Genomic DNA, 17,861 nt, shown 5'->3' with positions numbered 1-17,861 from the left:
AGCTTGGCGCTCCCCCACAGGAAAGCGAGTTGCTTCCCAGCCACCCCTACCGCTCAATACGGCAAACGAAACCCGAAACATCTCGAAATCAAGTCTTCCACAATCCTGCCATATACTTAAACAAACGACTTAAAAAAGAAGGAGCGCGAGGCTCCTTCTTTTTTATAGTTCTTCAATCGGTGTGTCGCCGCTGATGAGGTCGTAGCTTTGGTGGATGGAATCTTCTACAGAGAGAAGATGAACAAGTGTGGCGGCAACATCTTCACGTGGAATCTCTCCTTGGTCTGTACGTTCTTTCAACGTCACCTTCCCTGTGCCTGCATCGTTGGTCAGACCGCCGGGGCGGACGATGGTATAATCCAAGTCTGTACTTTTCAAGTATTCATCGGCGCGTCGTTTAGCGTAAAGATAAAATTTGAAATCGTCGGGCGCTTCTTCCGCGCGGTCTGCTCCGATTGAACTTAACATCATGTACCGCTTCACCCCATTGGCTTCCGCATGCTCCGCTGCCTTGATTGCTCCTTCCTGATCGATGACGATGGTCATGTCTGCGCCTGTATCAGGGCCGGATCCTGCCGCGAAGATGACGGCATCCATTCCTTTGAAAGCATGTTCAAAATCTCTCATTAGGTCTCCATGTATGGTTTCTACACCTTTTTCTTCGAATTGAGGAATTTGATCCTTCTTACGGACCATCGCATATGGGGTGTGTTCGGTTTCTACAAGTTTATCAACTATGTGTTTTCCTACTTTTCCATTGGCTCCTATAACGAGAACTTTCATTTGATAACCTCCTAAAAAATCTGTGACTCGTTCTTGTTTTCCCCTCCTCCTGCACAATAAACAAGTGAATAGGCAAAAGAAGGAAGTTCAATGATCCATCACGAAAAGGTAATCAAACGGATTACGGAGGCGATATGGTCATGTCCAACACGTATTTGTTTACCGGTTTTCCAGGGTATTTAGCTTCAGCATTAATTGAAGATCTTTTTAGGAACAGGAATTCCATAGAGAAACTCTACCTCCTTCACCTTCCCTCTATGGAAAAACAAGCGAAAAAGCAGATAGAGACGTGGAGAACAGTCCAAGGTGTGAATACTGGAAAAATCGAACTCGTCCCAGGGGACATTACTCAAGAAGGGTTGGGACTCTCATCCGGAACATCTATGCAATTACTACAAGAGGTGACCCACGTTTTCCACCTTGCCGCTCTTTATGATTTGGCCGTCCCTCTCATGCCGGCATGGAAAGTCAACGTCCAAGGGACAAGAGAGGTGAATCGCTGGCTTTCCCAATGCCTGCATTTGGAACGTTATATTTATTTCAGCACCGCCTATGTTTCAGGAAAACGGGAAGGGACCGTTTACGAAAAGGACCTCGCTCATGGGAAAGGTTTCAAAAATCATTATGAATACACGAAACATGAAGCAGAATATCTCGTTCACCGGATGTGCAAAAAAATCCCGACAACCATCATCCGCCCCGGGATCGTAGTCGGACATACTAAATCAGGAGCGACCGCCAAATTCGACGGACCTTATTTTATATTGAACTTAGTAGAAGCTTTAAGAAGTCTGCCCGTTCTCCCTTATTTCGGAAAAGGAACAGCACGTGTCAACCTCGTGCCTCAGGATTATGTTATTGAAGCGACAAACTACCTTGCCCATCATCCAGAAAGCAGCGGCAAGACGTACCACCTTACAGACCCCAATCCTTACACAGCCAAAGAAATCTATGAGCAGCTCAGTTATGTGTATGCGGACAAACACCCTCGTTTCTCCTTACCACTGAGTCTTGCCAACCAATCACTAAAGTTCCGTTCTTTACGGAAAGTTTTAGGTATTCAAAGAGAAGCTCTTGATTACTTCCTTTGTAGTGCAGACTATGACAACCATCAGGCAGAAATGGATCTCGCTGCCTCAGGCATCTTTTGTCCTGATTTTTTTTCGTATACCGACGCCCTCGTCGACTATTATCGTGAGAAAAGAGGCGATCCTTCTAAACATGTTTCCATCCTATAGATGGATACGGGGTTGTTCATGCCGGTCACCAAAAAGGGTAGGAAACTTTCCGTTTCCTACCCTTTTCCTAGTACTGGACAGACCATCACTGGGCTTCCATCCAGTTTTCATAAAGAGATTCTAAGTCTTTTTCCAACTTATCTTTGTGCTGTTGGAGTTTCATTAACTCATCTACATTGTCACCGTTCTGCATCTGTTGATCGATGGTTGAAATCTCCCCCTCGAGACAAGCGATTTCTTTTTCCCAATCGATGATCGGTTCTTCTTTGATGTGGTTTTCTGGATTTACTATTTTTTCACGTTTTACGGGCTTCTCTTCTTCACGCGCTTCTAAAAGGGCGTGCCAATGTTTCTTCGTTTCATCATACGTACCGATATACCTGTGAAGTTTTCCATCCACAAGAAAAGCGGTGTGAGTGAAACACTGGTCCAGGAAATGGCGATCGTGGGAAACCCCGATAATCGTTCCTTTAAATTGATTGAGCGCTTCTTCAAGAACTTCTTGTGACTCCACATCAAGGTGGTTGGTCGGTTCATCCAGGATCAGCACCTGAATATCCTGGTGCATGAAGATTGCAAGCTTCAAACGCATCTGCTCCCCTCCGCTTAGGTGGCGGATTTTACGGAAGACGTCATATCCATAAAACATGAAGCCCGCAAGCCTGTGCCGTGCTTCCCCTTCGGTCACCCGGATGTGATCCCTGAAGTGGTCGATCATCCGCTGGTCGCGATCGGCTTCCTGCAGAGGGTTTTGCGGAAGATAGCCTACTTTGATGGACGGCGCCTGTTTGATCGTCCCTGCGCTTGGTGTTTCTTTTTCCAATAAAATTCTCAAGAATGTGGATTTCCCGCTTCCATTGGCTCCGACAATCGCGATCCGGTCCTGATAACGGACGTGAAGGTCGACACCGTCCAATATCGTTTCGTTGCCGTATTGCTTCTTCAGCGATTCAATGGTGAATACGTCTTTCCCTGTCCGACCATCCGATTCAAGGGAAAGATTCATTTTTTTCGGATCGATCACCGGCTTATCAATCTTCTCCATCCGTTCTAACGCTTTTTCCATGCTTTTCGCTTTTTTGAAAAGCTTAGGATTCGGTGGAGTGGCTTCATTCGCCCATTGCCTCAACCTTCTTATGGCCTCTTTCATCTTTTTAATCTTCTTCTGTTGTTCTTCATACTGGTGAAATTCGGCAAGCAATTTTTCTTCTTTTTGTTTCTCAAAAGCGGTGTAGTTGCCTTTGTACGTATCAATTTCGCCGGATTCCAAATCCATAATGTCTGTGACGATGTGATCAAGGAATGCGCGGTCATGGGAGATGACACAAATGGTCCCGTCGTAGGCTTGCAAATACGCTTCCAGCCATTCGATCGCTTGTAGATCCAAATGGTTTGTCGGTTCATCAAGCAAAAGCACGTCGGGGTCTTCCAGCAACAACTTGGCAAGACCAAGTTTCGTTTTCTCCCCTCCGCTCAAACTTGAAAATGGCTGATCCAGCAAATGAGCGATATTCAATCCGTTCGCCACTTGTTTGATGGAGGCATCCATTTCGTACCCACCACGGTGAGTGAAACGCTCCTGTATTTCCCCGTAAGCGGCAATGGCTTTTTCCATTTTTTCAGGATGTGTCATATCCTCTTCTAATTCTTTCATCTGTTCAGCCATAGAGACGAGTTCAGTAAAGGCAAGCTGCAAGTATGCTCTACCCGTTCCCGCCCAATCCGCTGGAATCTGTTTCAAATAACCGATGGTCGCTCCTTTTTGAATGAAGAGGTCACCACCATCCAACGATTCCTCTTTGGTCATGATTCTGAAAAGGGTGGATTTTCCGCTGCCATTACGACCGACAAGCCCGACACGCTGACCGGGTTTGATTTCCATATCCAAAGCTTCGAACAATACTTCTCCACCGACAATTTTATATAAATTCTTTAATGTAATGATCATTTCAAATTCCTCCTAAAGACTTTTTGAAAACACAAAAAAAGCCAGAGGTCTCGTTACCTCTGACTTTGATCTGTGAATAATCAGGTATGAGACGCTACATTGCTTCACTATTCAGATGCCATTTTGGACATACGTGTCCCGTTGACAGCTGAATCGTGAATAATTGCACGGCGTACATAGTTAATCTGATAGTCAAGCACGTGCATCTGTAACATCTTCATACCCTCCTTTGTCTTTAGAATTACTCTCATTATATCGGATCGTCAGAAAATTGGCTACTCTTTTTTGGAATCTGCGGACTTCCCAAGTTTCTTCAATAGTTCGATGGCATCCTTCTTCTCTTCATCCGTCAGCCCATCCATAATCGATTCAATCTCTTTCCAATGATCGGGGAAGATGCCGTTCAACAGGTCCCGCCCTTTTTCCGTAATGGACGCATAAGTGATCCGTCGGTCGTTTGGACAAGGCACACGTTTCAAGTATTCCTTTTTCTCAAGCTTGTCCACCACATAGGTGATACTGCCGCTTGCGAGCAGAATTTTCTCCCCGATCTTCTGCAGTGGCTGGTCTCCCTGGTGATACAGAAGCTCAAGCACTCCGAATTCTGTCGGGTTCAATTCATATCGTTGGATATCATCCTTCACTAAATCTGCGATGGTACGCTGAGCTTTTGTCAATACGACAAACAGCTTCAACGAAGGATCTTGTTTTTTCTTGCGGTACAGTTCTTGTTCGTTCATCACGTTCGCCCATCCTTTACAAAAGATAAAGATAGTATAAGTTTAACAAATTCTAACTGTCAAACCACCCCTTTTCCGCAAATTCACGGTTTCCTTAAGGGTTGTCCATATTATGCAACGCGTTCGGTCCTCCACTTAAGAAGGTAAAGTGACCCGGAAGCACCTCCAATTTTTCCGGTGTCTTCCCTTTGATTTCCCCATCCATGTCAACATCCTGCTTAAATTCAACATCGATGTTCACCTTCTCTCCTTGATAGTGGGAAAGCTCCTGGAATTCACTCTGATCGGTTTGCGGCCGTCCCATCGTCATAAGTTCCCTGAATAATGTCAGATTGGAATTCTTCACAACCAGAACGTCAAACTTCCCATCCTGCAAGTCGATCGTCGGGACAGGAAGGCGTCTCGTCCCTATGAATTGTCCATTCATGACAAGAATCATCACCGCCTCCCCATCGACCTCTTCATCATCCACGGTCAGTTTGAAACGAAAAGGCGTTGCCTGATTCATTGTTTTCAGTGCGCTCATGAAATAGCTGAGTACACCGAACCGATTCTTTTGATTTTCATCAATGTTAAAGGAGGTTTGTGTCACAAGACCGATGCCCCAGAAATTGATAAAATAATCGTCCTCCGTCTTCCCTGCATCCACAGAAACTTCTCTCCCTTCAATAATGGATGCAGCCGCTTGATTAAGCCGCTGAGGTGTATCCAAAACCCGGCTGAAATCGTTACACGTTCCTCCTGGAAGCACACCGATCACCGGACGATTTTCCATCGGTGCAAGACAATTGACGACTTCATGCAAGGTTCCATCTCCTCCAAAGATGAAAAAGACTTCAACCTCGGGCCCGTAATGCCGGCAATTTTCATATAAATCGTCCAAGGATAACGTTTGGATAATCTTTAACTCCTTCACCTCTTTACTCAATACCGGCACCACTTGCGAAAGAGCCGTCTCTAACTCTGCTTCGTCCTTTTTTCCGTTATATATAAAGATTCCACTTTGATAACGAGGCATAGAATCCCTTCCTTCCTCTTATCATAATTGACTAAATGTCTTTCTTTGAAACCGGTCGTGCTTCAATTAATGTTTGTAAAAACCTTTCTGGTTCATCGACAGTCAGGAATATTTTCATCACTTTACGTTTGAAACCAAATACACGATACCCCTCCACCGCTTCGCTCAACCGGATTTCGAACTGCGGGGGCACCTTTTCAAGCCCAGCAAGCATCAAAGTGAAGGAATCACGTTCCCCAGGCAAGGCTTCCCCTTCATACCGACGAACATCCGCCACTTTTTCTAATGGCACCGTCATGTGGAAACGAAGCCCTTTTTGAAAATGAAGATGGTTATTCTGAATGACGACAGGACTTTTACGAATGGCCTGATAGTCGGCAATTAGGAAGACGAGCGCATAAAAATCAAGGAGGGTCGCAATCCATGCGATCGTGTGGCTGTACTGCATGAGCATGACGTGGACAGCAATGATTTCAATGAGCATCGCATGAACAAACATGAGAAAAACACCGAAGTATTCACTGTTTTTGTGATAACTGAAGGTATGTTCACCAGCAAGCTTATCATCCAGATGCGGGAAAAAAACATAGCGGATGGCGGAAACATCTGTGGCTATCACTCCGATCAGCCGTTCCAACTTGGGATAGCCTCCAAACGTCTGTTGGTTCGCTATGGAAATTCTTGAAAGTAAATGCGGAATTGTGTGTTTTGAAGCTTTGAAGTTATTTCTCCACGTCTTCAGATTCTTGATGAAAATAACAAGAAGGAAAAGTTCTAAGAGGATGAAACCTGCCTCAACGAGGATAATGGATACGTTCATGTATTGCAGATGTTCTTTAGCATATGCAGGAACAATCCAGTGGACGAATCCTGCTCCTAAAAGCCAGAGAGGAGCAAGCAATGACAATGTCGCCTTTCTCCGGAGGACAAATAAGAAAAGAACGACCGGGAGAATGATCATGACATCAAGGACGGTCGCCAACACAAGAATTGGTGGAACTTGGCCTGTCACTTCCATTTTCTGAATAAAAAAGTTTGAAAGCAGTAAGGCAGCAATGAAAAGCACGCCTCCGTAAAACGATTTCGGATGCGTTTTTACTATTTGAACCATAACGACCCACCCCTTCTTTTCCTTTATTTTACTATAAAGCAGCAGATGTGATTGAGCTTTGATGGTAAAAAGTTCATGTAACAGATAATAGTTCATAAGTTCGCCATAGCTCCTCTTATGTGAAACACTTTCGTTTACTTCTAAGCGAAGTCGTATTATACTATAATTTGTTTAGGGGGCTAAGTAAATATGAAACAAAACATAGATCAAAACTTAGGTTACAACATCAATATGGTCGCGCATTTTTTACAAAATATATATAACCAGCGATTAGGAGAGTACGGATTGACCCACTCACAGGCGAAAGTCATCTACTTCCTGGCCAAAGCGGGCGAGCAATCCCAAACGGATCTGCAAAAACAGCTGCATATTAAAGCATCATCGATGAACGGCTTGATTGAAACACTTCTGAAGCACGAACGCATCATGAAAAGGTCCTGCCAAAAAGACAAACGGACAAAACTTGTGAAGCTTACGGATAAAGGATTAGAGTTGCATGCTACCATTCTAAAAATCATTGCTGATATTGAAGAAGAGGCGAACCAAGGGTTGTCAAAAGAAGAACAGCAAGTCATGATTTCCTGGTTGAAAAAGATGCAAGCCAACTTGAAACCTAAAACATCAAGGAGCGAAGACAAATGAAACAACAAAGTCAACGGTTAGGGACCCAACCCATCCCGAAATTATTAACGAACTTATCCGTGCCCGCCATGATTGGCATGTTTGTCATGGCTCTCTACAATGTTGTTGACACGCTCTTCATCGCTCGTGGTGTCGGGATTTTAGGCGTATCTGGTGTCAGCATCGGCTTCCCGGTGATGATGATCATCATGGCCATTGCCGCAGCCGTCGGTATCGGTGGTGCCTCAGTCATCTCTAGACGTTTAGGGGAAAACAAACAAGAAGAAGCCAACCAGGTTTTCGGAAATATCCTTTTTACCATCGTTATAGTCTCAAGCTTCGGGTTCATTGGTGCCTTCACTTTCCTTGAACCTTTGCTGAAGCTGTTCGGGGCAACGGATAACATTATGCCTTATGCAACGGACTATTTGTTCCCGATCATGCTTGGATCGTTCTTCTTTTCTTTCGCCTTTACGACGAACAGCATCATCCGTTCAGAAGGAAACTCGAAGTTTGCCATGATGACAATGATCATACCGGCTGTTTTGAACATGATCCTTGATCCGATTTTCATCTTCGGTTTGGATATGGGGGTACAGGGAGCTTCTGTTGCCACCGTCATCTCTCAGGCGACCGTAACAATCGTCGTCTTGAATTATTTCTTAAAAGGGAAATCTTCACTGGTAGTCAAAGCTTCCTATTTGAAACCGCAATGGTCCGTCATCCGTGAAGTGTTAACCATCGGTATGCCAGCTTTTATCCGACAAGTATCCGGAAGCGGCATGATGATCGCCATCAACCTGATGCTCATTAAATTCGGCGGTGAATTCGAAGTCGGTGTCTTCGGAATCGTACAAAAGCTTGCGATGTTCACCATCATGCCGATGATCGGTGTCCTTCAAGGCATGCAGCCGATTATTGGCTATAATTACGGAGCCAAAAATTACGACCGTTTGAAAGAAACGGTTATGCTCGGTATGAAAGTCGTTACGATCATATCCGCGGGCATTTTCATCCTGATGATGGCCTTCCCAGAGGGTTTGATGAACATCTTCACTGGAGATGAAGCGACCATTGAAACAGGGGCTTATGCTATCCGCATCATGTTTGCTCTTGCCATTCTAATTGGAGCTCAGGTGGTCAGCGGCGGCCTGTATCAGGCATTAGGAATGGCAAAGCCAGCGCTTATCTTGTCTATGGCGCGCCAAGTGCTATTCTTAATTCCGCTTGTATTGATTTTGCCGAATTTCTTCGGAGTGACAGGCGTGTGGCTCGCCTTCCCTCTTTCTGATCTGTTCGCTTTCGTTCTATCCATGATCTTCCTTTATAAAGATCGATCGCTATTTTTTAAAGAGAAGAATCAAGACCCGCCCTACCAAGCGGCGCCTTCTCAAGGCTAAATGAAACGCACGGTGCATCCAGCACCGTGCTTTATTTTTGGCTCTGTAAACGGTGACGTTAATTATTAAAGAATATGGCAGGGTTGTGAAAAACTCGATTTCGAGATAACCAGGGTTCGTTGCTAGGTTGAGCGTCAGGGGTGGCTGGGAAGCTACTCGCTTTCCTGTGGGGGAGTGGCGAGCTTCCTCGGACTTCGTCCTGCGGGATCTCGCCTACCTCCTTTATCCCACGGGAGTCTCGCAGCTTCCCAACCACCCCATTCAATGTATAAGTAAAACGAACCCATAAACCAAGGATGAAATTCCTGGTCTATAGTAATAAAGCGCTCTATAGCAAGATTTTTCATTCAGAATAGCGGTCATGGAAGTTCATACTCCTCCACTTTCCTAGTGAGTAAAAGCAACTTATTCCAGTAGTGGTTTCGAGATACATACATGACAAAGGGGGCGGAGGGGAATGGGGAGACTCCTGCGGGAAAAAAGTGCTTGGTGAGACCCCGCAGAGCGAAGCTCGAGGAGGCTCACCGCGCTCCCGCGGAAAGCGAGCCATTCCCCGCAGCCCCTATCCACACAACAAACATCTCGAAATCGATTCTTCCACAATCGGGAGCTTATATGAAAAAATAACAACGGAATTTATCCACCTAACTTTTTCCAACTAGTTTGCAAGGTAATTATAGCAACAACTGACAATTTCCGTTAGAATAAGACAGAGAGTTTTATTTTCTATATTAAAGGATGGAACGCATGACATACTCGATTCATTTAATAAAGCTATTTACAAGCCGGGAAGACCATTTGTTCAAACTGAACGAAGCGGAACGGCTCAAAAACGTTTGGAATCTATTATTCTTTTTATTAGGTTTGACGATTCTTACATATGTCTGGACAGCGTGGCTTGGTCTCGGTACGGATGCGATTTCTGCCAACATGTCTGACCTGAACAGAGTCGAATATGAAATGAGAAAAGCCTGGTTCTTAATTGGACGCGCCGGTTTCGCGATCCTTTTATTCTTGTTCACGCTTTTCATTTCATCTTTCTTTTTCTGGTTGTTCAACAACGTGTCTTATAAAAAACTCTTTATTCTGCAGATGAATGTATTGCTGATCATGCTGATCGAACGGATCACCTGGATTCCGCTAATGGTTTATGCAGGTATTGATTGGTACGTCTCTCCCTTTTCTTTCGGAGTGATCGCCTCTTATTTCACTAGCATTGATTGGGTCATTTACTTATGCGGAGCCATCTCCATCTTCCAACTTTTCATCATTTGGTACCAGGTGAAGTGTATCTCCTGGCTTTCTAAGACGAAAATTGGCTGGATCTGGATCGGTGTTGTTTTTTGGCACATGTTGTTATGGGCAGGTACGGCCGCCCTATCTAAATTCGATTTGTATCTCCTTTATTTACTCAGATAAGAAAGCAGCAGGTGTAAAGATCTATGAAAAAAATCAATGTTAAAGGCAGAATCCTCGGAATCTTGATTGTCGCCTTCGTTACGACCAATGCTTTCCTCATCTTCCTTGATGAAGGAGAACAAGTGGATCGCAAGTCTTATATCAATGAATTGTCCAAGACAATCACCTATGATTTATTTGAAAAAATGGATACAAAAGCTGTGTTCACGTCTGAAGAAACAGAGCCTGTCTATTTCAATGAAGATGTTGGATCGTTCAATGAGTTCCTTGTTGAAGAAGGAGACACCGTCAGTGAGGGTGATGACCTCTACACGTACGATGTCTTGAACTATTATCAGGAGGAATCCCGTCTTGAGTCTGAAGTCAGCCGATTAGAAGAAGAAATTGACGCGATTGAAGATTTAATAGACGAAATTGAGAGCTATCGCGTACCTGATCCTCCCGACACAAACGATAACTCAAGTCTGTTCAACAATAATTCCGATACAAGTGACGCTACTCCCCCTTCCTACGTAGAAACCGAGTACATGAAAGAAGAGAAGATTGCCGAACAAGAAGCAGAACTCGCAAAACAAGAAGCCATGCTCGAAATGGTGGAAGACCAACTGGACCAGCTTCAGGACGAAGGTGATCGAATCACCGTTACAAGCGCTTTTTCAGGAACGGTCAGCGAAATTTCTGAAGACCTGGACGCCCCTCTTCTTACATTGGAATCTACGAACCTAGTATTAGAAGGAACCATACCTGAACAAGAACGGAAGGAAATCGAAGAAGAAATGGTCGTCGAAATCCATGTTCCCGAACTGGAATATGAAACGACAGGTACATTGACGTCTGTGGACGATTACCCAGAAGAAGTCGAGGTCCATCGCTCAAGCCGCTATCCTTTCAAAGTTTCCCTGGAAAACCCTTCCGAAGAATTGCTGGCTGGCTATCATGCGGATTTAAAAATCATTACAGATGATGCTTTAGGTGTAGTCACTGCTGTTGAAAAGGCGTTAGAGACTGAAGAAAATCTTTATGCATGGGTGATGAATGAGGAAGGAATTCTAGAGCGCCGTGACATTGAAACAGGAATTGAAGAACAAGGCCTCGTCGAGATCATATCAGGTCTTGAAGATAGTGAATGGCTCGCGGTAGCGCCGAAAGATGAATTCAGAAATGAAGCGATCTTCTTCACACCACTACATACCGATGACCTTAGAGTACGCCAGATGTTCAAGATGGAACGTCAGTCCATCCTGACTTACGGTTTACTAGGCATCCTATCCAGATAACTCTAAAGAAAAGCCGGCTGTCCCCCAGACAGCCGGCTTTTCTATGTCCACTCAACAAATACCCTTTTAAGATTTATTAAAGAATACGGCAGGATTGTTGAAGACTCAGTTTCGAGACTTTTGTTGAGTGGATGGGGGCTGCGGGGAATAGCTCGCTTTCCGCGGGAGCGCGGTGAGCCTCCTCGGACTGCGTCCTGTGGGGTCTCACCATGCACTTTTTTTCTCTTAGATATCCGGTTCTGGCGCCTAGCGGCTAGTGAGACTTCCCTCGCTTCTGTACGATAAGTCAACATCGAATCACTGCGTTCTTCGTGTTTCCTTTATCTCCGCCAGCTCAGTCCAGTCCAAACGCCGCTGACCGAGGCGCCTCCACACTTAAGGTAGGAGTCTCGCCATTCCCCTCCGCCCCTTTACCATGTGTAGTCTCTCGAAACCACTTCTCAGAATCTCTGCTTGTTTGCTAAAGCGAAGTAGATAATTTAAAACTCCCCCCATTGGTCATTCCGAGCGTGAAAGCTTGATGTAAAGCGCTTTTTACCAGTTTCTGATTGGGGAGGAAGACATCCCGTCATGATAGAGGGAATCGTTTCTCACATGCTTCGAATGGGGTGGTTGGGAAGCTGCGAGACTCCCGTGGGAGAAGGAGACAGGCGAGATCCCGCAGGACGCAGTCCGAGGAAGCTCGGCGCTCCCCCACAGGAAAGCGAGTGGCTTCCCAACCACCCCTTACGCTCAACCCAGGAAACGAACCCAGGAACATCTCGAAACTGAGTCTTCAAGTATAGGAAGCTATAGTTAAGGTTCGTTTGGAGAAAAGAAGGAAAAGAATTGTTTTACATTTGCATCTGCACGTGGCACATGGGACGATAGTAGTTAGATAGAATGACAACGAACGAAGTAAATGGGGTATGAAAATGAAATTAAGTGTATTGGATCAATCCCCTATCTTAACAGGGACAGACCCAAAAGAAGCCTTACAACAAACAACAGACCTCGCAAAGTGGACGGATAAGCTGGGATATCACCGTTTCTGGGTGTCTGAACATCATAGTACAAGCAGTCTTGCAGGGTCTGCACCTGAGATACTCGCGGCCCACCTGGCTGCCCATACAAAAAACATCCGAATTGGCACAGGAGGCGTATTACTTCCCCACTACAGCTCCTATAAAGTCGCGGAAGCCTTTCGAATTCTCGAAACCCTCCACCCTGATCGCATTGATCTTGGAGTGGGCCGGGCTCCTGGTGGGATGCCTAACGTCAACTTAGCGTTAAACCGTGGAAAAGTGCCAAGTATCGAAGACTATCCATCCCAAGTGGAAGAGTTGATCGCTTATTTACATGGACAGGACCCACACGGTATGGACGTGTATGCAACACCAAAAGGAGAAACGGCACCACCCGTGTGGATGCTTGGCTCAAGCGGAACAAGCGCTCGCTTGGCTGCAGACTTAGGCGTCTCTTACTCCTTCGCCCACTTCATTAACGGACGTGGTGGAATTCGGGCAATGGATCGCTATCAAGATTATTTCACAACCTCTATGCAGCAAAATAAGCCCATAGGAAATGTCTCTGTTTTTGTCGTCTGTGCAGAAACTGATGAGCATGCGGAGTATTTGGCTTCAAGTCTGGATCTTGCTCTTTTACAAATTGAACAAGGCGGAAAGCGCACACACTTCCCCACTCCCGACGAAGCACTCAGTCATTCGTACACCATTTTTGAAGAAGAACGAATCCAGGACAACCGAAATCGGATGATTGTCGGTTCTGTTGAAAAAGTAAAGGAAGAGATTGAGCAGTTGGCGGAGAGCTACAACGTAGATGAAGTGATCGTCAACACGATCGTCACTCCATTCGAAGATCGATTACGCTCCTACGAACTACTCGCCGATGCTTTCCAATTAAGCCATTCCACAACCACGATGACCTAACGTCATCGTGGTTTTTTCTATTTCACCACTATTCAACATAAAGGCAGGATTGTGTAAGACTCGATTTCGAGACTTTGGTTGAGTGAATTGGGGCTGCGGGGAATGACTCGCTTTCCGCGGGAGCGCGTTGAGCCTCCTCGGACTCCGTCCTGCGGGGTCTCACCTAGCACTCTTTTCCCGCAGGAGTCTCGCCATTCCCCTCCGCCCCTTTACCATATCAGTGTCTCGAAACCACTTCTCGGATAAGTAGCTATCCAGCTTGATGGGAGTGTAAGAATAAACTCCCATGTCCAGGTTCATGAATCCTGAAAGCTTGATACAGAGCGCTTTATGCTTCTAACAGTAGGGTAATGAAAGACAATTCAACTTGGCAAAGGAGTTCGTTTCTCACATTCAACGAATCGAATGGGGTGGTTGGGAAGCTGGGAGACTCCCGCGGAAATGGATTGGCTGGAGAGACCCCGCAGGAAAGCGAGCGGCTTCCCAACCACCCCTGATTCCCAATACGGCAAACGAACCAATCCCGGTTATCTCAAAACTGCTTCTTCCACAATAGGGAGCTTTAGTGATATAAAAGAGGATATTAAGTCTTCCTTCCTATTTAAATCGTCCTGGTTGTTTCCGATATTTATAGATGTCAGACATCATAACAAGGAGTGGTGATTTTGCAACGTCTATACATACCTTTCGTCCTCCTTTCCTTACTTGTAGGATTGGTTGGATGTGCGAACAATGAAACGAAAGCGAATACAGAAGATCCGATAAGCGCTGGTCTTATTGTCACAGACAGCGGACTGGGGGATGATTCTTTCAGTGATTCTGCTTTTCAAGGCCTTGAAAAAGCTCGTGATGAGTTAGGCATCACTTTCGATTATCGGGAGCCGTTCGATCAGGATTATGAAAAGAATGCCCAAGAGCTGTTGGCCCAAGACCATGATGTCATAATAGGACTTGGATATAATTCTCAGGAAGCCATTGAGAAATTAGCGAAAGAAAACCCGGACCAGTCATTCGTGATGATTGATGCTGTTTCTGAACTTGAGAATGTAACATCCATCACCTTTAAGGAAGATGAGGGCAGTTACTTGATCGGGCTCATTGCTGGAATGAAGACGAAAACAGGTACCGTCGGATTTATTGGTGGCGAAAAAATCCCGGTCGTAGAACGTTTTGAGGAAGGATTCAAAGCAGGGGTAAAAGAAGCGAATCCAGACGCACAGGTCTTGTCTGTTTATGCAGGAACGTTTGATGATGATGAACTAGGAGCTTCTATCACGAACGACATGGTGACAGAAGGTGCTGACTTCGTATTTCCTGCCGCAGGTTTTACAGGCATCGGTGTTCTAAAAGAAGCTCAGAAACAAGAGATCTACGCGTTCGGTGTGGATAGCGACCAATTTTTCGTAGCTGAAGAAGCTGTCGTCTCTTCCATGCTTAAAAATGTCAACGTCGCCCTTTATGATGTGATGAAACTCTTGAGTGATGGACAAAAGCTCGATGGAGGTACACAAACGCTCGGCATTCAAGAAAATGGTGTAGGTCTTGCTCCGATCCGCTTGATTGAATTGAATTCAGAGGAACAAAATCTATTAAATGAAGCGACAGGAAAGTAAGGGGGAAACGTGATGACTATCGGAAAAAGATTGTATACAATGACTCTCATTCCATTACTTTTATGCCTGGCACTCATCAGTTTCATCGTTTTTCAAATGATGGACTTACAACGTTCATCCAATCAAGATGTCCAAATTTTACTTGAAGGTAAAGAATTGCATGGTCAACTCGTCAGTGTGGAACAGGCTTTGACCACCTACGGATACAACCCGTCAGAAGCTTCCCGCAGCGAAGCAGAAGTTCTAATCGAACAAACTGCCAGTATCTTCGGGGATATGGAACCTCTCATTGCAACGGAAGCTCAGGAACAATGGTACAACCAGGCACAATCGAAATTTGAAAATTGGACAGAGCTTGCTTCAGGGGCTCTGGCAAGCAACGATACCAATGAAGTACAACGTCAAGCCGCCCGTACTGGAGGAATCATCAACGATATCTATATGCTTCAGCAAGAAGCCCAATCCTGGTATGACGCTCAAATGACGGACCAAAAACAGACGATTCAGAACTTGATCCTGTTCACCATCATCGCAGCTGCCGTCCTGGTAGTTTCTACGATTCTATCAACGACAAGACTTACGAAACTTATCGCGCGCCCGATTCGTGATCTTGCTGAAAAAGCATCTGAAGTAGCCAATGGAAACTTAAAAACTTTGATTGAAGTGAGTGATAAAGAGAAGGACGAAATTGGTCAATTGAAGCGATCGTTCCGTACGATGATCGGTAACTTAGAAGGAACCGTCCAATCCGTTCATCACATTGGACAAAATGTACAAGACTTCAGCTCCCGTCTTCACAATGAGATGGGTGGTCTTTCTGAAATATCGAGTCAAGTAGCCAATTCAACCGATGAACTTGCTCAAGGGAGCCAATCCATTTCTGAAGATGTTCAGGATGTGGCAAATCTAATGGATGATCTCCATCAAGGATTTGAATTGAACCGTGAACAGGGACAATCCTCCAGGAAGGCCAGTCAGCAAGCCCTCACTTATGTGGATGAGGGGCAGACGAGCATTACAGACCAACGGGCGCTCATGGACCGAAGTGCGGCGTCGATTGCGAACGTAGAAAAGTCCGTTAATCACTTCATCCAATATACGGATCAAATTGAATCAACCGTCAAACTCGTCAATGATATCGCAGAACAGACGAACCTTCTTGCTCTGAATGCTGCCATTGAAGCAGCACGTGCTGGTGAACATGGAAAAGGCTTCGCTGTCGTCGCTGAAGAAGTTCGCAAACTTGCTGATCAGTCCACCTCAGCCACTGGACACATCACAGAAATGGTGACGCAGATCAGAGATGGCGTTCAAGTCATCGAACAGGAAATGCAGGAGACCATCCAAATTTCTGAACAGCAAAACCATTCTGTAGATACATCCAAGACAGCTTTTGAAAAGATAACAGCTCAAGTGAAGTCCATCGATGAACAGCTGGGAGCCCTAGTCACTGGCCTGGATGAATCTAAAGATAAGAGTGCGAATGTTTATGTTTCCATAGAAAATGTGAGCAGTATCGTTGAAGAGACAGCGGCAGGCACAGAAGAAATCTCTGCGTCTACCGTCGAGCAGCAAGCCGCCTTCCAACAGATGATCAAAGAAACCGATCACCTGGAAAATATGGTGGCCGACTTGAACGAGCAATTGCAACATTTTGAATGGAATCAACGAGTGGAAGAACAACAAATAGAAAAAGATCTTGAAGTAGATTTTGAAGATGTTGATGAAGAACCATACACCGCTTCAGCTTAATGAAGCGGTGTTTTTTTACCTGCGTGTCGGTTTACCAGCTGGGCGTTCGAGGGAACGAAGATCTTCATCGACGTTCATAATCTTCTGTTCTACCATCTGTCTCGCGTCTGCTACTCCTTTGTTATAAAAGAAGGGGCCCATCTCTTCTGCTAGCTTATGTACCCATTGTTCAGCTGCAAGGTCACCGATCACCTCTCCCCGTTCTAGTTCAAAGTATTCTTTGACCTGATCCACCATATATTCTCTTTCATCTTTTTTTAATTTCATATGCTTTCCTCCCTTTTTCCTTATCCTATCATATCGTTTTTCATTCCTGTCACACAGACCGCATCGTTGGGTTTTTCTGATTTGTAATGGATCCATACATTTCGAAACCCTGCTTTCACAAGAAGGTTTTGCATTTGACCACCCAGCACTTCCGTTGTGTCATCAGTGGCTTCTTTTTCATGCGGAACAATCGTCAGGGCGATTTTCCCCTTTTCACTGAGCAACGTCCGCAAGTGGCGGAGAATTTCTACGGGCCGGTCCCAAAACGTGATATTGTTGACGGCATAGATTTTATCTAAAGGTTTGTGAAAATGAAGCAATTGACAGGCGTCGCCATGAAAAATACCAATCTGCTGTGAACACGCTTGATCATTTAACTTCTTTAATACCATTTCAACCATCGCCTCTGAAGGATCGATTCCATACAAAGCCTCCGGTTCCAAGGCAGCTATTTTTTTCAGAGCTGATCCAGAACCAAATCCGACCTCTAAAACGCGGTCATCCTTTTCTATATCCAGAAAAGACAAGGTCCAGTCGTTCAACTCCCTGTTCTCTCTTTCCATAAACATTCCGGCAAACTTGCCAGCTAGTCCTTCTGGTTTCGCGAATTGATTGTAAATCATATATCCGTCCTCCTTTTCCCTCCCTTTACCCGTATCTTTTTAGGTTCACGCATTACGAAAGTAGTATTAGTTTTTTTCTTTTCGGTTTGTTTGTATGATAAATGACAGAGGGATTTTTGTAGT

The 17,861-nt window shown here is 45.1% G+C and carries 16 protein-coding genes; 8 read left to right on the top strand and 8 right to left on the bottom strand.

Features of this window, described 5'->3' with window-relative positions:
• Positions 1 to 162 precede the first annotated feature (162 nt).
• A complete protein-coding gene (locus BLS23_RS18690) occupies positions 163 to 783 on the bottom strand; it encodes an SDR family oxidoreductase (protein WP_089654547.1) in 621 nt (206 codons plus the stop codon).
• Between the two features lie 140 nt (positions 784 to 923).
• Between BLS23_RS18690 and BLS23_RS18685 the strand changes: the two genes are divergently transcribed.
• Positions 924 to 2,021: an SDR family oxidoreductase gene (locus tag BLS23_RS18685; RefSeq protein ID WP_089654546.1), complete on the top strand. Its 1,098-nt coding sequence runs from the start codon at positions 924 to 926 to the stop codon at positions 2,019 to 2,021.
• An 85-nt stretch (positions 2,022 to 2,106) separates the two neighbouring features.
• Here the strand turns inward: BLS23_RS18685 and abc-f are convergent, their stop codons facing one another.
• The 5 genes from abc-f to BLS23_RS18665 all read right to left on the bottom strand — a co-directional run bounded on the left by abc-f (position 2,107) and on the right by BLS23_RS18665 (position 6,838).
• The gene (gene abc-f / locus BLS23_RS18680) at positions 2,107 to 3,969 is read right to left on the bottom strand and encodes a ribosomal protection-like ABC-F family protein (protein WP_089654545.1); all 1,863 of its coding nucleotides are present in this window, start codon (positions 3,967 to 3,969) and stop codon (positions 2,107 to 2,109) included.
• Positions 3,970 to 4,076: 107 nt separating this feature from the next.
• On the bottom strand, positions 4,077 to 4,184 hold the full coding sequence (locus tag BLS23_RS22165; RefSeq protein WP_279615135.1) for an RAxF-45 family protein: 108 nt from the start codon (positions 4,182 to 4,184) through the stop codon (positions 4,077 to 4,079).
• A gap of 60 nt (positions 4,185 to 4,244) precedes the next feature.
• A complete protein-coding gene (locus tag BLS23_RS18675) occupies positions 4,245 to 4,709 on the bottom strand; it encodes a MarR family winged helix-turn-helix transcriptional regulator (protein WP_089654573.1) in 465 nt (154 codons plus the stop codon).
• Between the two features lie 94 nt (positions 4,710 to 4,803).
• Positions 4,804 to 5,727, bottom strand: a complete 924-nt coding sequence (locus BLS23_RS18670; protein ID WP_089654544.1) for a YegS/Rv2252/BmrU family lipid kinase — start codon at positions 5,725 to 5,727, stop codon at positions 4,804 to 4,806.
• Positions 5,728 to 5,758: 31 nt separating this feature from the next.
• The gene (locus tag BLS23_RS18665; protein WP_143015304.1) at positions 5,759 to 6,838 is read right to left on the bottom strand and encodes a hypothetical protein; all 1,080 of its coding nucleotides are present in this window, start codon (positions 6,836 to 6,838) and stop codon (positions 5,759 to 5,761) included.
• A gap of 189 nt (positions 6,839 to 7,027) precedes the next feature.
• On the opposite strand from BLS23_RS18665, the gene BLS23_RS18660 reads away from it, so the two are divergent.
• The 7 genes from BLS23_RS18660 to BLS23_RS18620 all read left to right on the top strand — a co-directional run bounded on the left by BLS23_RS18660 (position 7,028) and on the right by BLS23_RS18620 (position 16,848).
• A complete protein-coding gene (locus BLS23_RS18660) occupies positions 7,028 to 7,480 on the top strand; it encodes a MarR family winged helix-turn-helix transcriptional regulator (RefSeq protein WP_089654542.1) in 453 nt (150 codons plus the stop codon).
• Entirely contained in the window at positions 7,477 to 8,859 is a 1,383-nt protein-coding gene (locus BLS23_RS18655) for an MATE family efflux transporter (RefSeq protein WP_089654541.1), read from the top strand. Before BLS23_RS18660 ends, BLS23_RS18655 begins: the two co-directional genes overlap by 4 nt.
• A 747-nt stretch (positions 8,860 to 9,606) precedes the next feature.
• Positions 9,607 to 10,278, top strand: coding sequence for a hypothetical protein (locus tag BLS23_RS18645; RefSeq protein WP_089654539.1), 672 nt, complete (start codon positions 9,607 to 9,609; stop codon positions 10,276 to 10,278).
• Positions 10,279 to 10,301: 23 nt separating this feature from the next.
• Positions 10,302 to 11,555 carry an efflux RND transporter periplasmic adaptor subunit gene (locus BLS23_RS18640; RefSeq protein ID WP_089654538.1) on the top strand — a complete coding sequence of 418 codons (1,254 nt, stop codon included), beginning with the start codon at positions 10,302 to 10,304 and terminating at the stop codon, positions 11,553 to 11,555.
• A gap of 914 nt (positions 11,556 to 12,469) precedes the next feature.
• Positions 12,470 to 13,483: an LLM class flavin-dependent oxidoreductase gene (locus BLS23_RS18635; protein ID WP_089654537.1), complete on the top strand. Its 1,014-nt coding sequence runs from the start codon at positions 12,470 to 12,472 to the stop codon at positions 13,481 to 13,483.
• 665 nt (positions 13,484 to 14,148) lie between these two features.
• Complete coding sequence (locus tag BLS23_RS18625; protein ID WP_089654535.1) at positions 14,149 to 15,096, top strand: BMP family lipoprotein; 948 nt, start codon at positions 14,149 to 14,151, stop codon at positions 15,094 to 15,096.
• Between the two features lie 12 nt (positions 15,097 to 15,108).
• The gene (locus BLS23_RS18620; RefSeq protein ID WP_089654534.1) at positions 15,109 to 16,848 is read left to right on the top strand and encodes a methyl-accepting chemotaxis protein; all 1,740 of its coding nucleotides are present in this window, start codon (positions 15,109 to 15,111) and stop codon (positions 16,846 to 16,848) included.
• A 15-nt stretch (positions 16,849 to 16,863) separates the two neighbouring features.
• Here the strand turns inward: BLS23_RS18620 and BLS23_RS18615 are convergent, their stop codons facing one another.
• Together BLS23_RS18615 and BLS23_RS18610 are read right to left on the bottom strand one after the other, a co-directional pair.
• Positions 16,864 to 17,115 (bottom strand): DUF2164 domain-containing protein, encoded by a 252-nt coding sequence (locus BLS23_RS18615; RefSeq protein WP_089654533.1) that lies wholly within the window; start codon positions 17,113 to 17,115, stop codon positions 16,864 to 16,866.
• 20 nt (positions 17,116 to 17,135) lie between these two features.
• Positions 17,136 to 17,738, bottom strand: a complete 603-nt coding sequence (locus BLS23_RS18610; RefSeq protein ID WP_089654532.1) for a class I SAM-dependent methyltransferase — start codon at positions 17,736 to 17,738, stop codon at positions 17,136 to 17,138.
• Positions 17,739 to 17,861 lie beyond the last annotated feature (123 nt).

Source organism: Halobacillus aidingensis, from assembly GCF_900104185.1.
Lineage (GTDB): Bacteria > Bacillota > Bacilli > Bacillales > Halobacillaceae > Halobacillus > Halobacillus aidingensis.
This window is presented reverse-complemented; position numbering and strand designations above follow the sequence as displayed.